The sequence below is a fragment of the Crossiella sp. SN42 genome, assembly GCF_023897065.1.
Classification (GTDB): Bacteria; Actinomycetota; Actinomycetes; order Mycobacteriales; family Pseudonocardiaceae; genus Crossiella.
Window position 1 is genome coordinate 38,736 of the sequence record NZ_JAMHIV010000033.1, and the last position, 15,934, is coordinate 54,669.

Annotated in this window: 16 protein-coding genes; 4 read left to right on the forward strand and 12 right to left on the reverse strand. The window is 72.8% G+C overall.

Features of this window, described 5'->3' with window-relative positions; all coding sequences use genetic code 11:
* Positions 1–95 precede the first annotated feature (95 nt).
* Both M8C13_RS33505 and M8C13_RS33510 read right to left on the reverse strand, forming a co-directional pair.
* A complete protein-coding gene (locus M8C13_RS33505; protein ID WP_252484784.1) occupies positions 96–1,349 on the reverse strand; it encodes an MFS transporter in 1,254 nt (417 codons plus the stop codon).
* Complete coding sequence (locus tag M8C13_RS33510; protein ID WP_252484785.1) at positions 1,346–1,933, reverse strand: helix-turn-helix domain-containing protein; 588 nt, start codon at positions 1,931–1,933, stop codon at positions 1,346–1,348. The genes M8C13_RS33505 and M8C13_RS33510 overlap by 4 nt, the downstream gene beginning before the upstream one ends.
* A gap of 83 nt (positions 1,934–2,016) precedes the next feature.
* On the opposite strand from M8C13_RS33510, the gene M8C13_RS33515 reads away from it, so the two are divergent.
* Positions 2,017–2,964, forward strand: a complete 948-nt coding sequence (locus tag M8C13_RS33515) for a 5'-3' exonuclease (RefSeq protein WP_252484786.1) — start codon at positions 2,017–2,019, stop codon at positions 2,962–2,964.
* Here M8C13_RS33515 and M8C13_RS33520 read toward each other — a convergent pair.
* Genes M8C13_RS33520 through M8C13_RS33530 form a run of 3 tightly spaced genes read right to left on the reverse strand, consistent with a single transcriptional unit; the run spans position 2,961 to position 5,904 of the window.
* A complete protein-coding gene (locus tag M8C13_RS33520) occupies positions 2,961–3,623 on the reverse strand; it encodes a hypothetical protein (protein ID WP_252484787.1) in 663 nt (220 codons plus the stop codon). The genes M8C13_RS33515 and M8C13_RS33520 overlap by 4 nt on opposite strands.
* Positions 3,624–3,651: 28 nt before the next feature.
* The gene (locus tag M8C13_RS33525; protein ID WP_252484788.1) at positions 3,652–4,659 is read right to left on the reverse strand and encodes a hypothetical protein; all 1,008 of its coding nucleotides are present in this window, start codon (positions 4,657–4,659) and stop codon (positions 3,652–3,654) included.
* 42 nt (positions 4,660–4,701) lie between these two features.
* Positions 4,702–5,904 (reverse strand): GNAT family N-acetyltransferase, encoded by a 1,203-nt coding sequence (locus tag M8C13_RS33530; RefSeq protein ID WP_252484789.1) that lies wholly within the window; start codon positions 5,902–5,904, stop codon positions 4,702–4,704.
* A 132-nt stretch (positions 5,905–6,036) separates the two neighbouring features.
* Here M8C13_RS33530 and M8C13_RS33535 point away from each other — a divergent pair, with 132 nt between their 5' ends.
* From M8C13_RS33535 to M8C13_RS33545, 3 genes are read left to right on the forward strand one after another with little or no spacing between them, the layout of a single operon-like run.
* Positions 6,037–7,017 carry a helix-turn-helix domain-containing protein gene (locus tag M8C13_RS33535; protein ID WP_252484790.1) on the forward strand — a complete coding sequence of 327 codons (981 nt, stop codon included), beginning with the start codon at positions 6,037–6,039 and terminating at the stop codon, positions 7,015–7,017.
* Positions 7,014–7,997, forward strand: a complete 984-nt coding sequence (locus M8C13_RS33540; RefSeq protein ID WP_252484791.1) for a helix-turn-helix domain-containing protein — start codon at positions 7,014–7,016, stop codon at positions 7,995–7,997. Before M8C13_RS33535 ends, M8C13_RS33540 begins: the two co-directional genes overlap by 4 nt.
* A complete protein-coding gene (locus tag M8C13_RS33545; RefSeq protein WP_252484792.1) occupies positions 7,994–8,953 on the forward strand; it encodes a helix-turn-helix domain-containing protein in 960 nt (319 codons plus the stop codon). The genes M8C13_RS33540 and M8C13_RS33545 overlap by 4 nt, the downstream gene beginning before the upstream one ends.
* Positions 8,954–9,240: 287 nt before the next feature.
* Here the strand turns inward: M8C13_RS33545 and M8C13_RS33550 are convergent, their stop codons facing one another.
* The 7 genes from M8C13_RS33550 to M8C13_RS33580 all read right to left on the reverse strand — a co-directional run bounded on the left by M8C13_RS33550 (position 9,241) and on the right by M8C13_RS33580 (position 15,859).
* Entirely contained in the window at positions 9,241–10,014 is a 774-nt protein-coding gene (locus tag M8C13_RS33550; protein ID WP_252484793.1) for a DUF4333 domain-containing protein, read from the reverse strand.
* A 103-nt stretch (positions 10,015–10,117) separates the two neighbouring features.
* Positions 10,118–12,904, reverse strand: a complete 2,787-nt coding sequence (locus M8C13_RS33555; protein ID WP_252484794.1) for an RNA helicase — start codon at positions 12,902–12,904, stop codon at positions 10,118–10,120.
* A gap of 29 nt (positions 12,905–12,933) precedes the next feature.
* Entirely contained in the window at positions 12,934–13,332 is a 399-nt protein-coding gene (locus M8C13_RS33560) for a hypothetical protein (RefSeq protein ID WP_252484795.1), read from the reverse strand.
* A 34-nt stretch (positions 13,333–13,366) separates the two neighbouring features.
* A complete protein-coding gene (locus M8C13_RS33565) occupies positions 13,367–14,263 on the reverse strand; it encodes a diacylglycerol kinase family protein (RefSeq protein ID WP_252484796.1) in 897 nt (298 codons plus the stop codon).
* Positions 14,260–15,243 (reverse strand): twin-arginine translocase subunit TatC, encoded by a 984-nt coding sequence (gene tatC / locus M8C13_RS33570; RefSeq protein WP_374213236.1) that lies wholly within the window; start codon positions 15,241–15,243, stop codon positions 14,260–14,262. Before tatC ends, M8C13_RS33565 begins: the two co-directional genes overlap by 4 nt.
* A 26-nt stretch (positions 15,244–15,269) precedes the next feature.
* Positions 15,270–15,599 carry a Sec-independent protein translocase subunit TatA gene (gene tatA, locus M8C13_RS33575; RefSeq protein ID WP_252484797.1) on the reverse strand — a complete coding sequence of 110 codons (330 nt, stop codon included), beginning with the start codon at positions 15,597–15,599 and terminating at the stop codon, positions 15,270–15,272.
* Positions 15,600–15,622: 23 nt separating this feature from the next.
* Positions 15,623–15,859 carry a bacteriophage holin gene (locus M8C13_RS33580; RefSeq protein ID WP_252484798.1) on the reverse strand — a complete coding sequence of 79 codons (237 nt, stop codon included), beginning with the start codon at positions 15,857–15,859 and terminating at the stop codon, positions 15,623–15,625.
* Positions 15,860–15,934 lie beyond the last annotated feature (75 nt).

The window sequence follows — 15,934 nt, forward strand, 5'->3', positions numbered from 1 at the left end:
GGCACGGCCGGACCACCCGGATACGCCCGGTATGAGGGTGGTCCGGCCGCGCCGCCAGGAACCACCTCGATCACGACTCTCACGCAGGACACTCCTCACGCAGGACCTTGGCGGTCCATCTGCCGCCACACCCGGAAGACCAGCGGACACAACGTGGCAACCAGGTACAGCCCGCCGGTGAGCCACATCGTGGTGGACAGGCCGAGGTGGTCCACCGAGAGTCCGGCCAGCACGGTGCCCACCGGCATCCCGGCCGCGCAGCCCGCGGCGGTGACGCCGAAGACCACCGGCCGCTGCGCCTCCGGGATCCGCTCGTACTCCACCACGGTCAGGATCGGGTTGATCGCCCCGCACAGCAGCCCGATCGCCACAAAGCCCGCTACCAGCGTGAACATCCCCGGTTCGGCGATCAGCAGGAGCTGTTTGGGCGCGCCGACAGCGAGGAAGGCCAGGGTGTAGACCGGCCAGCGCGGCAGCCGCGGCCCGAGCCAGCCGTAGAGCACGGTGCCCACCAGCGCCGCCCCGCCGAAGACGCCGGTGACCACACCCAGGGCGACGCTGCTGCCCAGCACGTCCTTGGCGTAGCGGGGTAAGAGCACCGAGTAGATCGCGGCGTCCATCAGGTTGGTGACCATCAGCATCAGCGTGATCGCGCCGATCAGCCGGTCCTTGCGCAGGTAGCCGACCCCGGCGCGCAGATCGGCCAGGTAGGCCCGCGCGCCGCGCTTGGCCGGCACGTCGTCGGGGTGCACGCCGGGCACGAACAGCCCGACCAGCAGCGCGGAGACCAGGAAGGTGGCCGCGTCCACGAACAGCACCTCGGCCGCGCCGGTGACCGCGATCAGCACCCCGGCCAGCATCGGCCCGACCATCTTGGCCGCGCGGGAGGCCCCGTCCGCGGCGCTGGCCGCCCGCTCCAGCGGGGTGCCGCCGAGCTTGGCCAGCTCGGGCACGACCGTCGAGCGCGCGGTCTCCCCCGGCGCCCGGCTGATGCCGAGCACCGCGACCAACAGCACCAGCTGCCACAGCGCCAGTCCGACGGTCAGGTGCAGCACCGGGATGGCCAGCACCGCCAGCGCGGCCAGCAGGTCGGAGAGCACGCTGGCCCCGCGCGCGCCGAAGCGGGCCACCATCGGCCCGCCCAGCGCCGAGGAGGCCACCACCGCGATCAGCTCGACCGCGGCGACCAGGCCGGTCTGGGTGGAGCTGCCGGTGGTCTCCAGCACGAACCACGGGATGGCCAGGAAGGTCATCATGGTGCCGCACACCGACACCCCGTTGGCCGCGAACAGGGCCACCAGCGGCGCGCGGCGGCGCACCGGCGCGGGCGCGAGGTCCTCGACGATCACGCTTCCTCCTTCTTGCTCCGGCGCGGGAAGGACTGCCACTGGGTGACCACCGAGGTGTCGCCCTCGCGGCGCGGGCGTTCGTAGCGGTCGAGCACCTGCTCCAGCTCGGCGTTGAGCGCGGTCAGCTCGTCCGGGGTCAGCCACATCAGCCGGTCGGACAGCGCCGCGGCGTCGATCCACTCCCTCGGCCAGCTGGCCATCTCGCCCACGTACTGGGTGGCCTTGCGGTAGTAGATGTCGACGATCTCGTGCAGGAACGCGCCCATCGCGCCCCTGGCCGCCGGGTCCTCGAGCAGGTCGCCGACCTCGAAGTCGGTGAACTGGTGCCGGGCCCGCCACCAGCGGTCCCGGCGGCTGCCGCGCGCCGGGTCCTCCTCGATGAACCCGTACTCGGCGAGCTGGCGCAGGTGCCAGCTGGTGGTGCCGGAGCTCTCCCCCAGCCGCTCGGCCAGGCCGGAGGCGGTGGCCGGGCCGTCGGCGCGCAGCAGGCCCAGGATCTCCAGCCGCAGCGGGTGGGCCAGGCCGCGCAGGGTGCGCGCGTTCAGCTGGGTGGCCCGTTCCAGCGGACGTTCGTCTTCGCTCACGAGCAGCACCGTACAATCGCCAAGGACTCTTTGCAAAGGGTTCTTGGCGATTTTTGTCGGAGGGTCGTGGCAGGCTGTGCGGGGTGAACGCTCCCCTCGTGCTGATCGACGCGGCCAGCCTGTGGTTCCGGGCCTTCTACGCCGTGCCGGAGTCGATGACCGCCCCCGACGGCACCCCGGTCAACGCCGTGCGCGGTTTCACCGACATGGTGGCCAGGCTGATCGCCGACCGGCGGCCGGGCCGCCTGGTGGCCTGCCTGGACGCGGACTGGCGACCGGCGTTCCGGGTCGAGGCGCTGCCTTCGTACAAGGCGCACCGGGTGGCCGAGGAGGGCGACGGCAGCGAGGAGCAGGTGCCGGACACGCTGACCCCGCAGGTCCCGGTGATCCTGGACGTGCTGGACGCGGCGGGCATCGCCACCGCGGAGGCCGAGGGCTACGAGGCCGACGACGTGATCGGCGCGCTGGCCTTCGCCGAGAGCAAGGACCCGGTGGAGGTGGTCACCGGCGACCGCGACCTGTTCCAGCTGGTCCGCGACGCGCCGGTGCCGGTCCGGGTGGTCTACGTGGGCAAGGGCATCGCCAAGGCGGAGACCTTCGGCCCGGTGGAGCTGGCCGCCAAGTACGCCCTGCCCGAGCAGAACGCGGGCGCGGCCTACGCCGCCATGGCCGTGCTGCGCGGCGACCCCAGCGACGGCCTGCCCGGCGTCGCGGGCATCGGCGAGAAGACCGCGGCCAAGCTGATCACCCAGTTCGGTTCCCTGGACGCGCTGCTGGCCGCGGTGTCCGACCCGATGGACCGGGTGCTCACCGCCCGCGCCCGCACCAGCCTGACCGCCGCCGCCGACTACCTCGCGGTCGCGCCGAAGGTGGTCAACGTCGCGGTGGACGCCCCGGTCCGGATGTACCGCGAGGACGTCCTGCCGGCCACTCCCGCCGACCCGGCCCGCTTCGCCGCCCTCGGCCACCGCTGGGGCATCGACCGCTCCCTCAACCGCCTGCTCCAGGCCTTGAAGGCGAACGCGAGCTAGCCGACCGGCCAGCCCAGCGCCGAGACCTCATGCCGCACCCGCGCCCAGTCCGCGCCGGGCGCCAGCCGCCGCGTCAGCTCCGCGGTCAACGGCGCCTGGCGCAGCACCTCCCGGACCGCGCGGTAGTCCAGCTCGCGCTGGTAGTAGTCCTGCGCGAACCCGTGGTACCCCTCGGTCCCGTCCACGGCCACCACCTGGAACAGCCAGCGCGCCCCGTCCGGATCGTCCCCGGCCGGGAACACGATCTCCCCGCACTGCCACCGGTTCCCGTTCCACCGCCGCCACACCACCACGGTCGCGGCCAGCAGGTCGTCCAGGCAGAACGCGGGCTCCTCCACCAGGTCCGCGAAGTCGGTGGGCAGCTCGTCCACCAGCCCCGGCCACAGCTCCCCGTCATCGGAGACGAACGGGCTCATCGCCGACTCGTGGTCGAACCCCCTGATGAAGACCCCGGCCTCCTGGAACACGATCGAGTACTCATCGCCGGAGCCGTTGCGCATCCAGGCCAGCTCGCGGCCTTCCGCCCAGTCCGGGTCGTAGCCGAAGTAGCGGGACCCCGGATCGTCGTTGAGCACGACCTCCAGCGCCGCGATCGCGCGGCAGCGGGCGCGCAGGGTGTCGATGTCGGGCAACTCGCGCACCAGATCCAGGACCGTCACGCCTCCATCAGAGCACGCGACCCCGACATCAGCGGAACTTCGCCGTCCGCTGGTGGTACTCCTCTTCGGCGTCCGCGCCCAGATACCCCCACGGGATCCGGTGCAGCCGGTCCCCCATCCCGGCCAGGTGCGCCTTCGCCCGCTCCCGGTCCATCGCCATGCAGAACGCGGCCGCGAACAGGTTGTGCGCCTCCAGGTCCCGGGGGTGCCGCTGTGCCTCGGTGCGCCACCGGTCGGCGGCCTCGGCGAGCTCACCGGCGACCTTGGCGAAGTGGCGGACCTGCAAGGTGGCGATCTTGAGCGGGCTGCGTTCCTCGATCAGCTTGCGCAGCCGGGGCAGGTAGGTCTCGAAGTAGGCCAGCGGCAGCATGGCCACCAGCGGGTTGCCCGGCGGGGCCTTGTCCACGCAGCCGTGCGCGAAGGCCAGCATCTCCTCCTCCGAGCCACCCCACTTGGCCGCCAGGTACTGCAAGCGGTGCCAATGCGCCGGGTACAGCATCGGCGCCCGGTCGATGACCTTGCGCCAGAGGTCGTCGTTCTGTTCCCGGTCCACGTTCAGGCCGCGGGCCACCGGCATCAGGCTGACCCACGGCGCGGCGTCCTTGGGCAGCAGCTTCGCGCTGCGGTGCAAGGGTTCCACCGCGCGGCGCAGGGTGGCGTGGAAGAGCTTGGCGCGGTCGGCGCCGACGGTGGAGCCGCTGCCGGAGCCGCGGATGGCCCAGGCCTCCTGGATCCGGGCCTCGCCGACCAGCAGCCACAGGTCGGGGTCCTCGGCCTGTTCGGCGATGGCGGTCAGCTCGTCGCTGTGGCCGATCACGGTCTTGCCCAGCATCGCCGCGCGCAGGGTGCGGGTCTCGGGGTCCTCGCGGCATTCGGCCAGCACGGTCAGCCCGGCCTGCAGGCTGCCCTCGCCCAGCTCGGCGACCGCGGCGTCCAGCACCGGGTCGTGGTAGGCGCGGTCCTGGACCATCAGCGGTCTTGGCAGGGCCGCTTCCTTACGGGCGGCCGACCTCTTCCCCCAACCGAACAACCCCATTCAGCCACAGTATCCCGATCTCACCCGGCCCAGCGAGGCACCTCAGAAGAAGGTCCCGGACCACGGCACGCGGTCGCTGGCGAACAACCGGTCGGCCTCGGCGAGGGCCTCCGGCGTGGTCACGGTGACCCGTCCGGCCGCGGCCAGCTGGCTCGGCCTGCTGTCGCCGAGGTAGATCATCGCGAGCACGTCGGCGTCGAGCTCCAGCTGCGCCGCCGCCTCGGTCCGGGCCACCCCGTCCGGGCTGATGAGGTAGTGGCCGGTGTTGCCGGGCAGGAACCGGTCCCGCACCGAGAGCACCACCGGCTCGGCCGCGCCGTAGGTCCGCGCGGCCAGTGCGGCGGGCACGTCGATGAGCCGGAGCCAGATCTCGTCGGTCACGCCGGTGGTGCGCACCGCGTCCCGGTCGGTCAGCAGCGCCTCCAGCGGCAGGTCCATGGCCAGCGGGTCGTCGGTGACCACCTCCACCGCCAGGTCCACGCCGAGCAGGAACCGCCACAGCCCGGCCTGCGCGCCGGGGTTGTCCGCGTGCAGGTCCCTGATCTCCAGGTAGCGGCCGCGCTCGTTGCGGCCGGTGGTGTACACCACGTAGCCGTCCGGTCCGGCCGGTCCGGTGTGCACCGCGCCGACCAGGTACTCATCGCCGCCGCGGTGCCGGGCCAGCGCCAGCGACCAGTAGTGCTCGGAACGCTCCTGCCAGCCGGGCCGGGAGCGGTCCAGTCCGTGGTAGACCGAGGGCAGCAGCGTCTCCAGCTCCTCCGGCGCGAGCAGCCGCACCTCGCCGGTGACCGGCGCGCATGGGTGCAGCTTGGCCCGCGCGGTGCGCACCGCCAGGTCGCGGCCCCTGCTGGCCACGCCGTAGCCGAAGCGCCCGTAGATGGCGGCCTCGCTGGCCCGCAGGCTGGCCAGCACCTCGCCGCGTTCGGCCAGGTCACGCAGCTGGCTGCGCATCAGCTCGGTGACCACCCCGCGCCGGGTGTGGTCGGCGCGCACCCCGACCCTGGTGACCCCGGCGTGCGGCACCCCGGTCCGGCCGGGCACGGTCAGCGGCGCCGGGAACGAGGTGGTGGTGCCCACCAGCAGGTCGCCGCTGCGCACCCCCAGCGTGCGGCCGGGCACGTAGGCGCGCTGCGAGTGCTCCCACTGCTCGTCCGAAGCCGGCGGGTGGTGCATGGCGGCGCGGAAGAGGGTGTGCGCGGCCCGTACCTCGGCCGCGGCCAGCACCTGTACCTCGTGATCGGTCACCAGCCGATCGTGCCCCGCCCGCCTCGTTCTGACGAATGGTTTAACCGGCAGGACACTGCCATTCACCCCCCTGCCCCGATTTCGGCATGCTTGGCTCAGGGGTCGTTTCGAACAAGCTCGGGGTGGGGAAGCATGATCGAGACCTGGTTCCGGACCGCGGACGTGCCCGCCGCCGAACGACTCGACTACTGGCGGGAGCTGGCCGCCCGCCTGTGCGGCGAGGCCGCCATCGAACCGCTGGCCCCCGGGGTGTTCCACGCCGAGATCCGGGCCCTGACCATGGGCGAGCTCGGCGTGGTGCTGGAGCACCAGTCGCCGTTCTCCCTGGTGCGCACCACCACGCACGTGCGCCGCGAGGACCCGGACCGCTGTTACCTGATCCTGCTCGAGGAGGGCTCGGTCGGTTTCGATCAGGACGGCCGCTCCGGGGTGCGCCGTCCTGGCGACCTGATCGTGCACCACAGCAGGACCCCGTCGGTCACCCACGGTGGCACGGTCGGCCGGTCGATCAACTTGCACTTCCCGCGCACCCTGCTGCCACCGGTGGCCGGCGAGTTGCTGGGGGTCTGCTTACCCACGGGCGGCGGGCTCGGCGCGCTGGTCGCGGGCGCCCTGCGCGAACTGGCCGTGCTGCCCGGCGACCGCGATGAGGAGGCGCTCCGGCTGGCCGGGATCACCCTGGACCTGCTGGCCGCGCTCTGCCACCGGGAGCTGGGCACCGAACGCCCGGCCACCACCACCCCGGCCGCCCTGCTCGGCCAGGTGCGCGCCTTCGCCCAGAAGAACCTGGCCGATCCCGCGCTGGACCCCGCCATGATCGCCGCCGCGCACCACATCTCCGTGCGCTACCTGCACCGGCTCTTCCAACAGGAAGGCCAGACCGTGGCGGGCTGGATCAAGGACCAGCGCCTGGAACGCTGCCGCCGCGACCTCGCCGACCCCCTGCTGCGGGACCGGCCGGCGCACGCGGTGGCCCGCAGCTGGGGCTTCACCGACAGCGCCCACTTCAGCCGCGCGTTCCGCACCGCCTTCGGCCTGCCGCCCGGGGAGTACCGCAAGCTCGCGCAACCGCTCAATGATCGTCTCGAACAAGCTCGGGATGGGGCAGCATGATCGAGATCCGGTTCCGGACCGCGGACGTGCCCGCGGCCGAACGGTTCGACTACTGGCACACGCTGGCCAGCAGCCTGTGCGGCGCGGCCCGCATCGACAACCCGGGGCCGGGCGACTTCCACGCCGAGGGCCGGGCCCTCAGCCTGGGCGCGATGGGCGTGGTCACCGACACCAAGTCGGCGTTCTCCATCGTGCGCACCCCCGCGCACGTGCGCAGGCACGACGAGGAGCGCTGCTACCTCACCCTGCTGGAGGAGGGCGTGGTCCGGTACGAACAGGACGGGCGGCAGATCGAGCTCACCCCGGGCAACCTGATCATCTACCCCTCCTCCGCGCCCTCGGTGACCGCGGCGGTGAACCACGGCCGCTCCAGCATCCTGCACTTCCCGCGCACCCTGCTGCCGCCGGTGGCCACCAGCCTCATCGCGAGCACGCTGTCCGCGCGCGGCAGCCTGGGCGCGCTGGTCGCGGGCAGCCTGCGGGAACTGGTCGCGCTGCCCGGCGACCGCGCCGAGGAGGCGGCCCGGCTGGCCGGGATCACCCTGGACCTGCTGGCCGCGCTCTGCCACCGCGAGCTCGGCACCGAACGCCCAGCCACCACCACCCCGGCCGCCCTGCTCGGCCAGGTACGCGCCTTCGCCCAGCGGCACCTGGCCGACCCCGGCCTTGACCCGGCCATGATCGCCGCCGCACACCACATCTCCGTGCGCTACCTGCACCGGCTCTTCCACCAGGAAGGCCAGACCGTGGCAGCCTGGATCAAGGACCAGCGCCTGGAACGCTGCCGCCGCGACCTGGCCAACCCCTTGCTGCGGGAGCGCACGGTGCGCGCGGTGGCCCACCGCTGGGGCTTCACCGACGCCGCGCACTTCACCCGCGCCTTCCGCGCCGCGTTCGGCCTGCCACCCGGGGAGTACCGCAAGCTCGCGCAACCGCCCAGGCAGCGCCCGCACAGCGCACCGGCCCAGGCGGACCGATGATCGAGACCTGGCTGCGAACGGACGACCTGCCCGCCGAGGAGCGGCTCCCGCACTGGCACCGCCTCGCCGAGATCGGCTGGGGCCCGACCACGGTCAGCGTGCCGGAGGCCGCCGAGTTCCGCAGCACCAGCCGGGCGCTGCGCCTGGGCAGCCTGGTGATGACCGTCGAGGACTTGCAGCCGGTGCACCTGGCGCGCTCCCAGGCCCAGGTCCGCTGCTCCGACCCGGAACGCTGGCACCTGGTCCTGCTCGCCGAGGGCGTCTGCCGGTTCGCCCAGGACGGCCGCGCCGACGAGTTCAGCGCGGGCGACCTGCTGCTGCACCACACCTCCGCCCCGTTCACCGGCGAGGTGACCGCCTCGACCTCGCTGTTCCTGCAGTTCCCGCGCAAGCTGGGGCTCACCGGCCTGGAGTCGCTGACCTCGACCCGGATCCCGGCCGACCGCGGCATCGGCGCCCTGGTCGCGGGCTGCCTGCGGGAGCTGGGCGGACTGCCCGCGGGCCGGGCCGCCGAGGCCGACCGGCTGGCCGGGGCCACCCTGGACCTGCTCAACGTGCTCAGCGCGCGGGTGCGGGGCACGCCGAGCGCGCCGGAGGCCCACCCGGCGGCGCTGTACGCCGCGGTGTGCGCGTTCATCCGGGCCAACCTGGCCGATCCCGCGCTGGACCCGGCCATGATCGCCGCCGCGCACCACATCTCCGTGCGCTACCTGCACCGGCTCTTCCAGCAAGAAGGCCAGACCGTGGCGGCCTGGATCCGGGACCAGCGGCTGGAACGCTGCCGCCGCGACCTGGCCGACCCGCTGCTGCGGGACCGGCCGGCGCACGCGGTGGCCCGCCGCTGGGGTTTCACCGACGGCGCGCACTTCACCAGGGTCTTCCGCGCCGCCTTCGGCCTGCCGCCGGGTGCTTACCGCAGGCTCGTCCAGGCCGGTTCACTGAGCCGGACGGAGTAGTCCGTTGTGCCCGCACGGTCAAGGCCGGTGCGTTGGCAGTCAACGACGCCGGGTCCGGATTCGACCAGGATTGCTGACACGCGGGCGGCACGCTCCTGGGGAGGAAGCCCCGCCCGCCTGGACCGGCGCGGAGGCGTTCCTGGGGGCCGCCGACGCGCTGGTCCGCACCTACTCGCCGGACGGCCCCCCAGTGGCCGCGCCCGGTGGGGCCGGGTCAGGGCTGCCACCTGGCCCGCGCGCCGACCCCGCACGCCGGGCGGGCTCGGGGTCGGCGCTCCCACCCGGTCTCACTTGGGCAGGCTGACCTCGTAGATCGCGTCGCTGTTCTTGACCGTGATGGTCACGGTCTTCTCCTTGCCGTCGATCTTGACCTTGCAGTCGAAGGTCGAGCCCTGGGTGACGGCCTGGCCGGAGGGGCAGGTGGCGCCCTCCACCTTCTGCACGTTGTACTTCTCGGTGAGGATCTTCTTCACGCCCTCCTGCACGGCGTTCTCGTCGAAGACCTTCTTCAGGAACCAGCCGGGCCAGACGAAGCCGAGCACCGCGACCGCGGCCACCAGCAGCACCGCCAGGCCGCCGAGGATCAGCGGCAGCGCGGACTTCTTCCTCGGGCCGCTCGGCGGCTGCCCGTAACCGGGCTGCTCGCCGTAGCCGGGCTGGCCGTACTGACCGGGCTGTCCCGGCTGGCCGGGGAACCCTTGCTGCGGCTGGCCATAGGGACCGGTCGCCTGACCCGGCTGCGGCTGCCCGTACTGACCAGGCTGCGGCTGACCGGGCTGGGACTGACCGGGCTGCTGGCCGTACTGGCCGGGCTGCGGCTGGTTCGGGTCCGGCTGGCCGTACTGTCCGGGCTGCTGCCCGTAGCCGGGCTGCTGACCGTACTGGCCCGGCTGCGGCTGCTGCGGGTAACCGGGCTGCTGGCCGTACCCCGGCTGGCCGGGCTGCTGGCCCTCGGCCGGGAAACCACCGGAGGGGGTGCCCTGGCCAGGACCCGAGCCGTACGGCTGCTGGCCCCACTGCTGCGGGTTGTTCTCCCCGGGCGGGCCATACGGGCTGGTCATCCTGCGCCTCCGTGTTCGTGGTTGGCGCGGCCGTTCCGCACGCGCTGCGGGCGATCAAACCACAGCCGGACCGGCTGTACCCGGCCGACTGACCAAGTTGCCATCAGGTCACCATCGCCACCACGCCACGGCGGATGGACGCGGCGGCCTTGATCGCGGTGGCGCCGATCGGGTCCTCCCCGCCGAGCACGTCCCTGAGCTGCTCCAACAGGTCCACCACCTGCCGGCACCAGCGCACGAAGTCACCGGCGGAAAGCTCCTGCCCGTTGGCCTCGGCCGCGCTGAGCACCTTCTCCAGTGATTCCCCGCGCGCCCACCGGTAGACCGGCCAAGCGAACCCGGCGTCGGGCTCCCTGGTGCGGTCCAGGCGGTGGCGGCGCTCGTCGTCCTCCAGCTCGGCCCAGATGCGCATGGTGTTGTCCAGCGCCTCGGCCACCCCGCCACCGGGCAGCCGGGGCTGGGTCGGCGCGTCCCGGCGGGACTCGAAGACCAGCGCGGAGACCACCGCGGCCAGCTCGGCCGGGTCCAGGTGCCGCCAGGCCCCGGTGCGCAGGCACTCCGCGGCCAGCAGGTCGGACTCGCTGTAGAGCCGGGTCAGCCGCCGCCCGTGCTCGGTGACGATCTCGCCCACCTCGTCCTCGGTGCGCGGGGCCCGCAGATAGCCGCGTTCGCGCAGCAGCGCGCGGATCCGGTCGAAGGCGCGGGCCAGCGAGTGCGTGGTGGCCGCGACCTGGCGTTCCAGCTTCTCGGTCTCGGCCTGCAACCGGTGGAAGCGCTCGCCCCAGCGGGCGTGCTGCTCCCGGTCCTCGCAGGCGTGGCAGGGGTGCGCGCGCAGCGCCCGGCGCAGGGTGGCCAGCTCGGCGTCCTCCACCGCGCCGCCGGAGGAGCGGCGCCTGCCGCGGCCGGGCGGCTGGATGCCGGTGTTGCGCAGGGTCGCGGCCAGGTCCCGGCGGCTGCGCGGGGACCGCACGTCGACCTGCTTGGGCAGCCGTACCCAGCCCAGCGACTCCACCACCGACGGGAAGTCGTGCACGGACAGCCGCCCGGCCCAGCGGTCCTCGGTGACCACCAGCGGCCTGGGGTCCCCGTTGGGGTCCAGGCCGGGGTCGATCACCAGGGCCAGCCCGCTGCGCCTGCCGGAGGGCACCTCGATGACATCGCCCTTGCGCAGCTTCTCCAGCGACGCCGCCGCCTCCGAGCGGCGCACCGTGCTGCTCTGCCGGGCGAGGGTCTTCTCCCGCTCGGAGAGGCGCTTGCGCAGGCCGGCGTAGTCGCTGAAGTCGCCGAGGTGGCAGGTCATCGACTCCGCGTACCCGGCCAGGCCCTCCTTGTTGCGCTCGATCCGCCTGGCCAGCCCGACCACCGAACGGTCGGCCTGGAACTGGGCGAAGGACTGTTCGAGCAGCTCGCGGGCGGCCGCCGCGCCGACCCGCTGCACCAGGTTGACCGCCATGTTGTAGCCGGGCTTGAACGAGGAGCGCAGCGGATAGGTGCGGGTGGAGGCCAGGCCGCCGACCTGCCGCGGGTCCATGCCGGGCTGCCAGACCACCACGGCGTGGCCCTCGATGTCGATGCCGCGCCGCCCGGCCCGCCCGGTGAGCTGGGTGTACTCGCCGGGGGTGAGGTCGACGTGCGCCTCGCCGTTGTACTTGACCAGCTTCTCCAGCACCACGGTCCGCGCGGGCATGTTGATGCCCAGCGCCAGGGTCTCGGTGGCGAAGACGACCCGGACCAGGCCGCGGACGAACAGCTCCTCCACGGTCTCCTTGAACGCGGGCAGCAGCCCGGCGTGGTGGCTGGCGATGCCGCGTTCCAGCGCCTCGCGCCATTCCCAGAAGCCCAGCACGGCCAGGTCGTGCTCGGGCAGGCCGCCGGTCTTGGCCGCGATGATCGCCCTGATCTCGGCCACCTCGGCCTCGGTGGTCAGCCGCAGCCCCGAGCGCACGCACTGGTTCATCGCCGCGTCGCAGCCGTTGCGGCTGAAGATGAACACGATCGCCGGCAGCAGGCCCTGGGAGTCGAGCTGGCGGATCACGTCGTTGCGCGAGGGCGGCCGGAAGGTGCCCGCCCTGGGCCCGTGCCCGCCGCGCCGGTCCTGCCGCGGCCTGCCCCAGGGCAGGTGCCGCCGCTCCATCTCCTGGGTGTGCCGGTTGAGCTCGGGGTTGATCCGGATGTGGCCTTCGCGGGAGTCCTCGGCGAAGAGGTCCATCAGCCGGTTGCCGACCTGCATGTGCTGCCACAGCGGCACCGGCCGGTGCTCGTCCACCACCACGGTGGTGTCCCCGCGCACCTCGACCAGCCATTCGCCGAACTCCTCGGCGTTGCTGACGGTGGCCGACAGGCCGGTGATGCGCACCTGCTCGGGCAGGTGCAGGATGACCTCTTCCCAGACCGCGCCGCGGAAGCGGTCGGCCAGGTAGTGCACCTCGTCCATGACCACGTAGCCGAGGTTGTCCAGCGCCCTGGAGCCCGCGTAGATCATGTTGCGGAGCACCTCGGTGGTCATGATCACCACCGGCGCGTCCCCGTTGATCGAGGTGTCCCCGGTGAGCAGCCCGACCTGCTTGGGCCCGTACCTGGCGGCCAGGTCGGCGTGCTTCTGGTTGGACAACGCCTTGATCGGCGTGGTGTAGAAGCACTTCTTGCCCTCGGCCAGGGCCAGGTGCACGGCGAACTCGCCGACGATGGTCTTGCCCGCGCCGGTGGGCGCGCACACGAGCACACCGTGTCCGTCCTCCAGCGCCTCGCAGGAGCGGCGCTGGAAGGGGTCCAGTTCGAAGGACAGTCCCGCGATGAAGTCGGTCAGCTTCGGATAGGCGGACCGGCGGCGGGCTGCGGCGAAGGCCTCCGAGGGAGACCTGCCTGAGTCGGAGGAAGGGCTTGCTGCCACCTGTTCAGACTTTCACACGTCCCCGACAGTCACCGCGCGAAGTACCGGTTGGCCTCCGGACGCCAGGCGAGCACGACCGGCAGCGTGGCGATCGCCAGCAGCCCGAGCTCCGGGAGCAGGTCGCTGGTGGGTACCGGGAGCCCGCGGATCAGGTGCATCAGGCGATAGAGCACGTACAGCACCAGGTACACCGTGATCAGGACCCTGGCCCAGTTCCGCCCGCGGTGGAACGCCCTGGTCAGCCACCACAGCAGCAAGCTCAGGACGACGATGCCGACCAGCGTCACCAGGGAGGGCAGCAGGCGGTTGTCCGAGATCGCCAGGGTCAGCAGCGCCAGTCCCAGCGAGACCACCGCGGGCACGGCGAAGAGCACGGCGGCCACGGTGACGATGCCGGGCGGGGCGGTCTGCACGGGAGACTGGCTCACCAGGCGGAATCTAGGGCAGCGGCCTGTCAGCGCGCTAACGACCGGTCCCGGTCACCACGGTCAGCGCCCCCGGCACCGCGCGCACGGTCACCGGCAGCCGGGCCTGGCGCTCGCCGTCGGCGTAGGCCACCCAGCCGTTGTCGCCGCTGAGCTGCACCTTCCGCGCCCGGAAGGTGCGGACCACCGGGTGGTCCACGTGCCGCCCGGTGCGCAGGGTGGGCAGGATGCGCAGCAGCTGGCGGCGGCTGGCCGCGCCGACCACGGTCACGTCCAGCTCGCCGTCGGCGGGGTCGGCGTCCGGGCAGATCGGGATGCCGCCGCCGTAGCTGGTGGTGTTGCCCAGCGCGACCAGCGTGGCCTCCACCTCCACCCGGCCCGCCGTGGTCTCCAGCAGCAGCTGGCGCGGTCGCAGGCCGGCCAGCTCGGCCAGGATGGCCAGGTCGTAGCGGCGCGGGCCGCGTGGCCAGCGCATCCGGTTGGTGCGTTCGTTGACCGCGGCGTCGAACCCGGCGCACAGCACGGTGGCGAAGTAGCCGCCCCCGGCGATCCGCCCCAGGTCCAGCGTGCGCCGCGCCCCGCCGCGCAGGGCCCCGGCCACCGCGGCGGCGGCCTCCCGCGAGCCGCGCGGCAGCCCGACCGCGGCGGCCAGGTCGTTGCCGGTGCCCGCCGGGATCACCGCGAGCGCGGTGCCGGTGCCCGCGCAGGCCTGCACCGCGGCGTGCGCGGCCCCGTCCCCGCCGAGCACCGCGAGCACGTCCACCCCGTCGGCCACCGCGGACCTGGCGAGCTCGGCCAGGTGCTCGCCGCTACGGGCGACCAGCGGCACCAGCTCGGTCACCGCGGGCCGGAGCGCGGCGGCCACGGATCCGGCGACCCGCGCCGCCGACCAGGCCCCGGAGGCCGGGCTGACCAGCAGCGCGAGCCGCGTCACGTGGCGTCGTCGTCGTAGCGGACCCTGGGCTTGTCGACCACCGGCGACGGGGTGGCCCGCACCGGCTCGATCTGCTCCACCGGCGCGGCGCCGTCCGCGATCGGCGAGGCCTCGTCGTCGTTCCAGGTGTCCCAGCCCTCGGCGGCCCGCTTGCGCGCGGCCCGCTTGTCCCGGAACCGGGCGATCTGGATGGAGAGCTCGTGCAGCAGGGACAGCGCGAGGGCCAGGGCGAGCATGGAGAACGGGTCGGTGCCGGGGGTGGCGATCGCGGCGAAGACGAACAGGCCGAAGATCGCGCCGCGGCGGCTGCGCCGGAGCTTGTCATAGGTCAGCACGCCGGCGAAGTTCAGCATGACGACCAGCAGCGGCAGCTCGAAGCTGACCCCGAAGATGATCAACAGGGCGAGCACGAAGTTGATGTAGTTGCTACCGGCCAGCGCGGTGGCGAACTCCTCGCCACCGAAGCCGACCAGCGCGATCAACGCCTTCGGGATGATGAAGAAGGCCAGCACCGCGCCGAGCATGAACAGCACCGAGGCGCAGCTGACGAAGGCGCTGGCGTACTTCTTCTCCTTGTGGTACAGCCCCGGCGTGATGAAGGCCCACAGCTGGTAGAGCCAGATCGGGGCGGCCAGCACCGCGCCCACGGCCAGCGAGACCTTGAGGCGGACCATGAACGCCTCGAACGGCTGGGTCTGCAACAGCTGGCACTTGCCCGCGTTCAGCGAGACCTTGTCCGGGATGGCGCAGTAGGGGTCCAGCACGATCGAACCCAGCGTCGGGATCGGGCCGACCGTGTACACCCACCACAGGAACGCGATCACGGCCCCGGCCACCAGGGCCAGCACCGAGACGCCCAACCGGTGCCGCAGCTCGTAAAGGTGCTCGATGAGCGTCATCGTGCCGTCGGGGTTCTTCTTCCGACGGCCGCCGAACAGCTTGCCGAGCCCTTTACGGCGGCGGAGCTCTCCGCTCCCCACCGAGTCTGTCTCCTCTTACTCCGCGCTCAGCGGTTGTCAGCGCGACCCTGGGTCTGCTCCAGCGGCGGCGCGACCTGCGGCGCGGGCTGCTGGACGACCGGCTGGGTCGGCGGCAGCGGCTGCGGCGCGGCGGTGTAGGGCTGCTGCGCGGCGGGCTGCTGCTGGACCGGAGGCTGCGGGGCGGGCGCGGGGGCCTGCTCGGCCTGTCCGTCCTCCTCGCGCATGGTCTTGGTCTCGGCCTTGAAGATGCGCATGGAGCGGCCGACCGCACGAGCCATGTCAGGCATCTTCTTGGCGCCGAACAGCAGCACGACCACCACAGCGATGATCAGCAGCTCAGGTACTCCGATAGGCACGGTCGTTCCTCCTGTCTCCCCCGCTACCCGATGGTACGCGGAGCAGGCATGTCGTCCTTGGTCGAAGCGCGCCGCTCCATGATCGCCACGCGCAACGCGGCGGAGCGGGCACGCAGCAGTCCGGTGCGGTCCCTGACCGTGCCCTGGAACCTGGCCTGGGCCCGCCCGGCGCGCTTGACCGCACCGAACACCCGGACCAGAACGATCACCAGGACGACCAGTCCGGCGAGGACCGGCAACATGAGGGACAGGTACTGCACCAGCACACCGTAGCTGGCCGCACCGACCGTGACGAGACCCGCCCGATGGATCCGATCACCTGTTTCCCGAGGGAT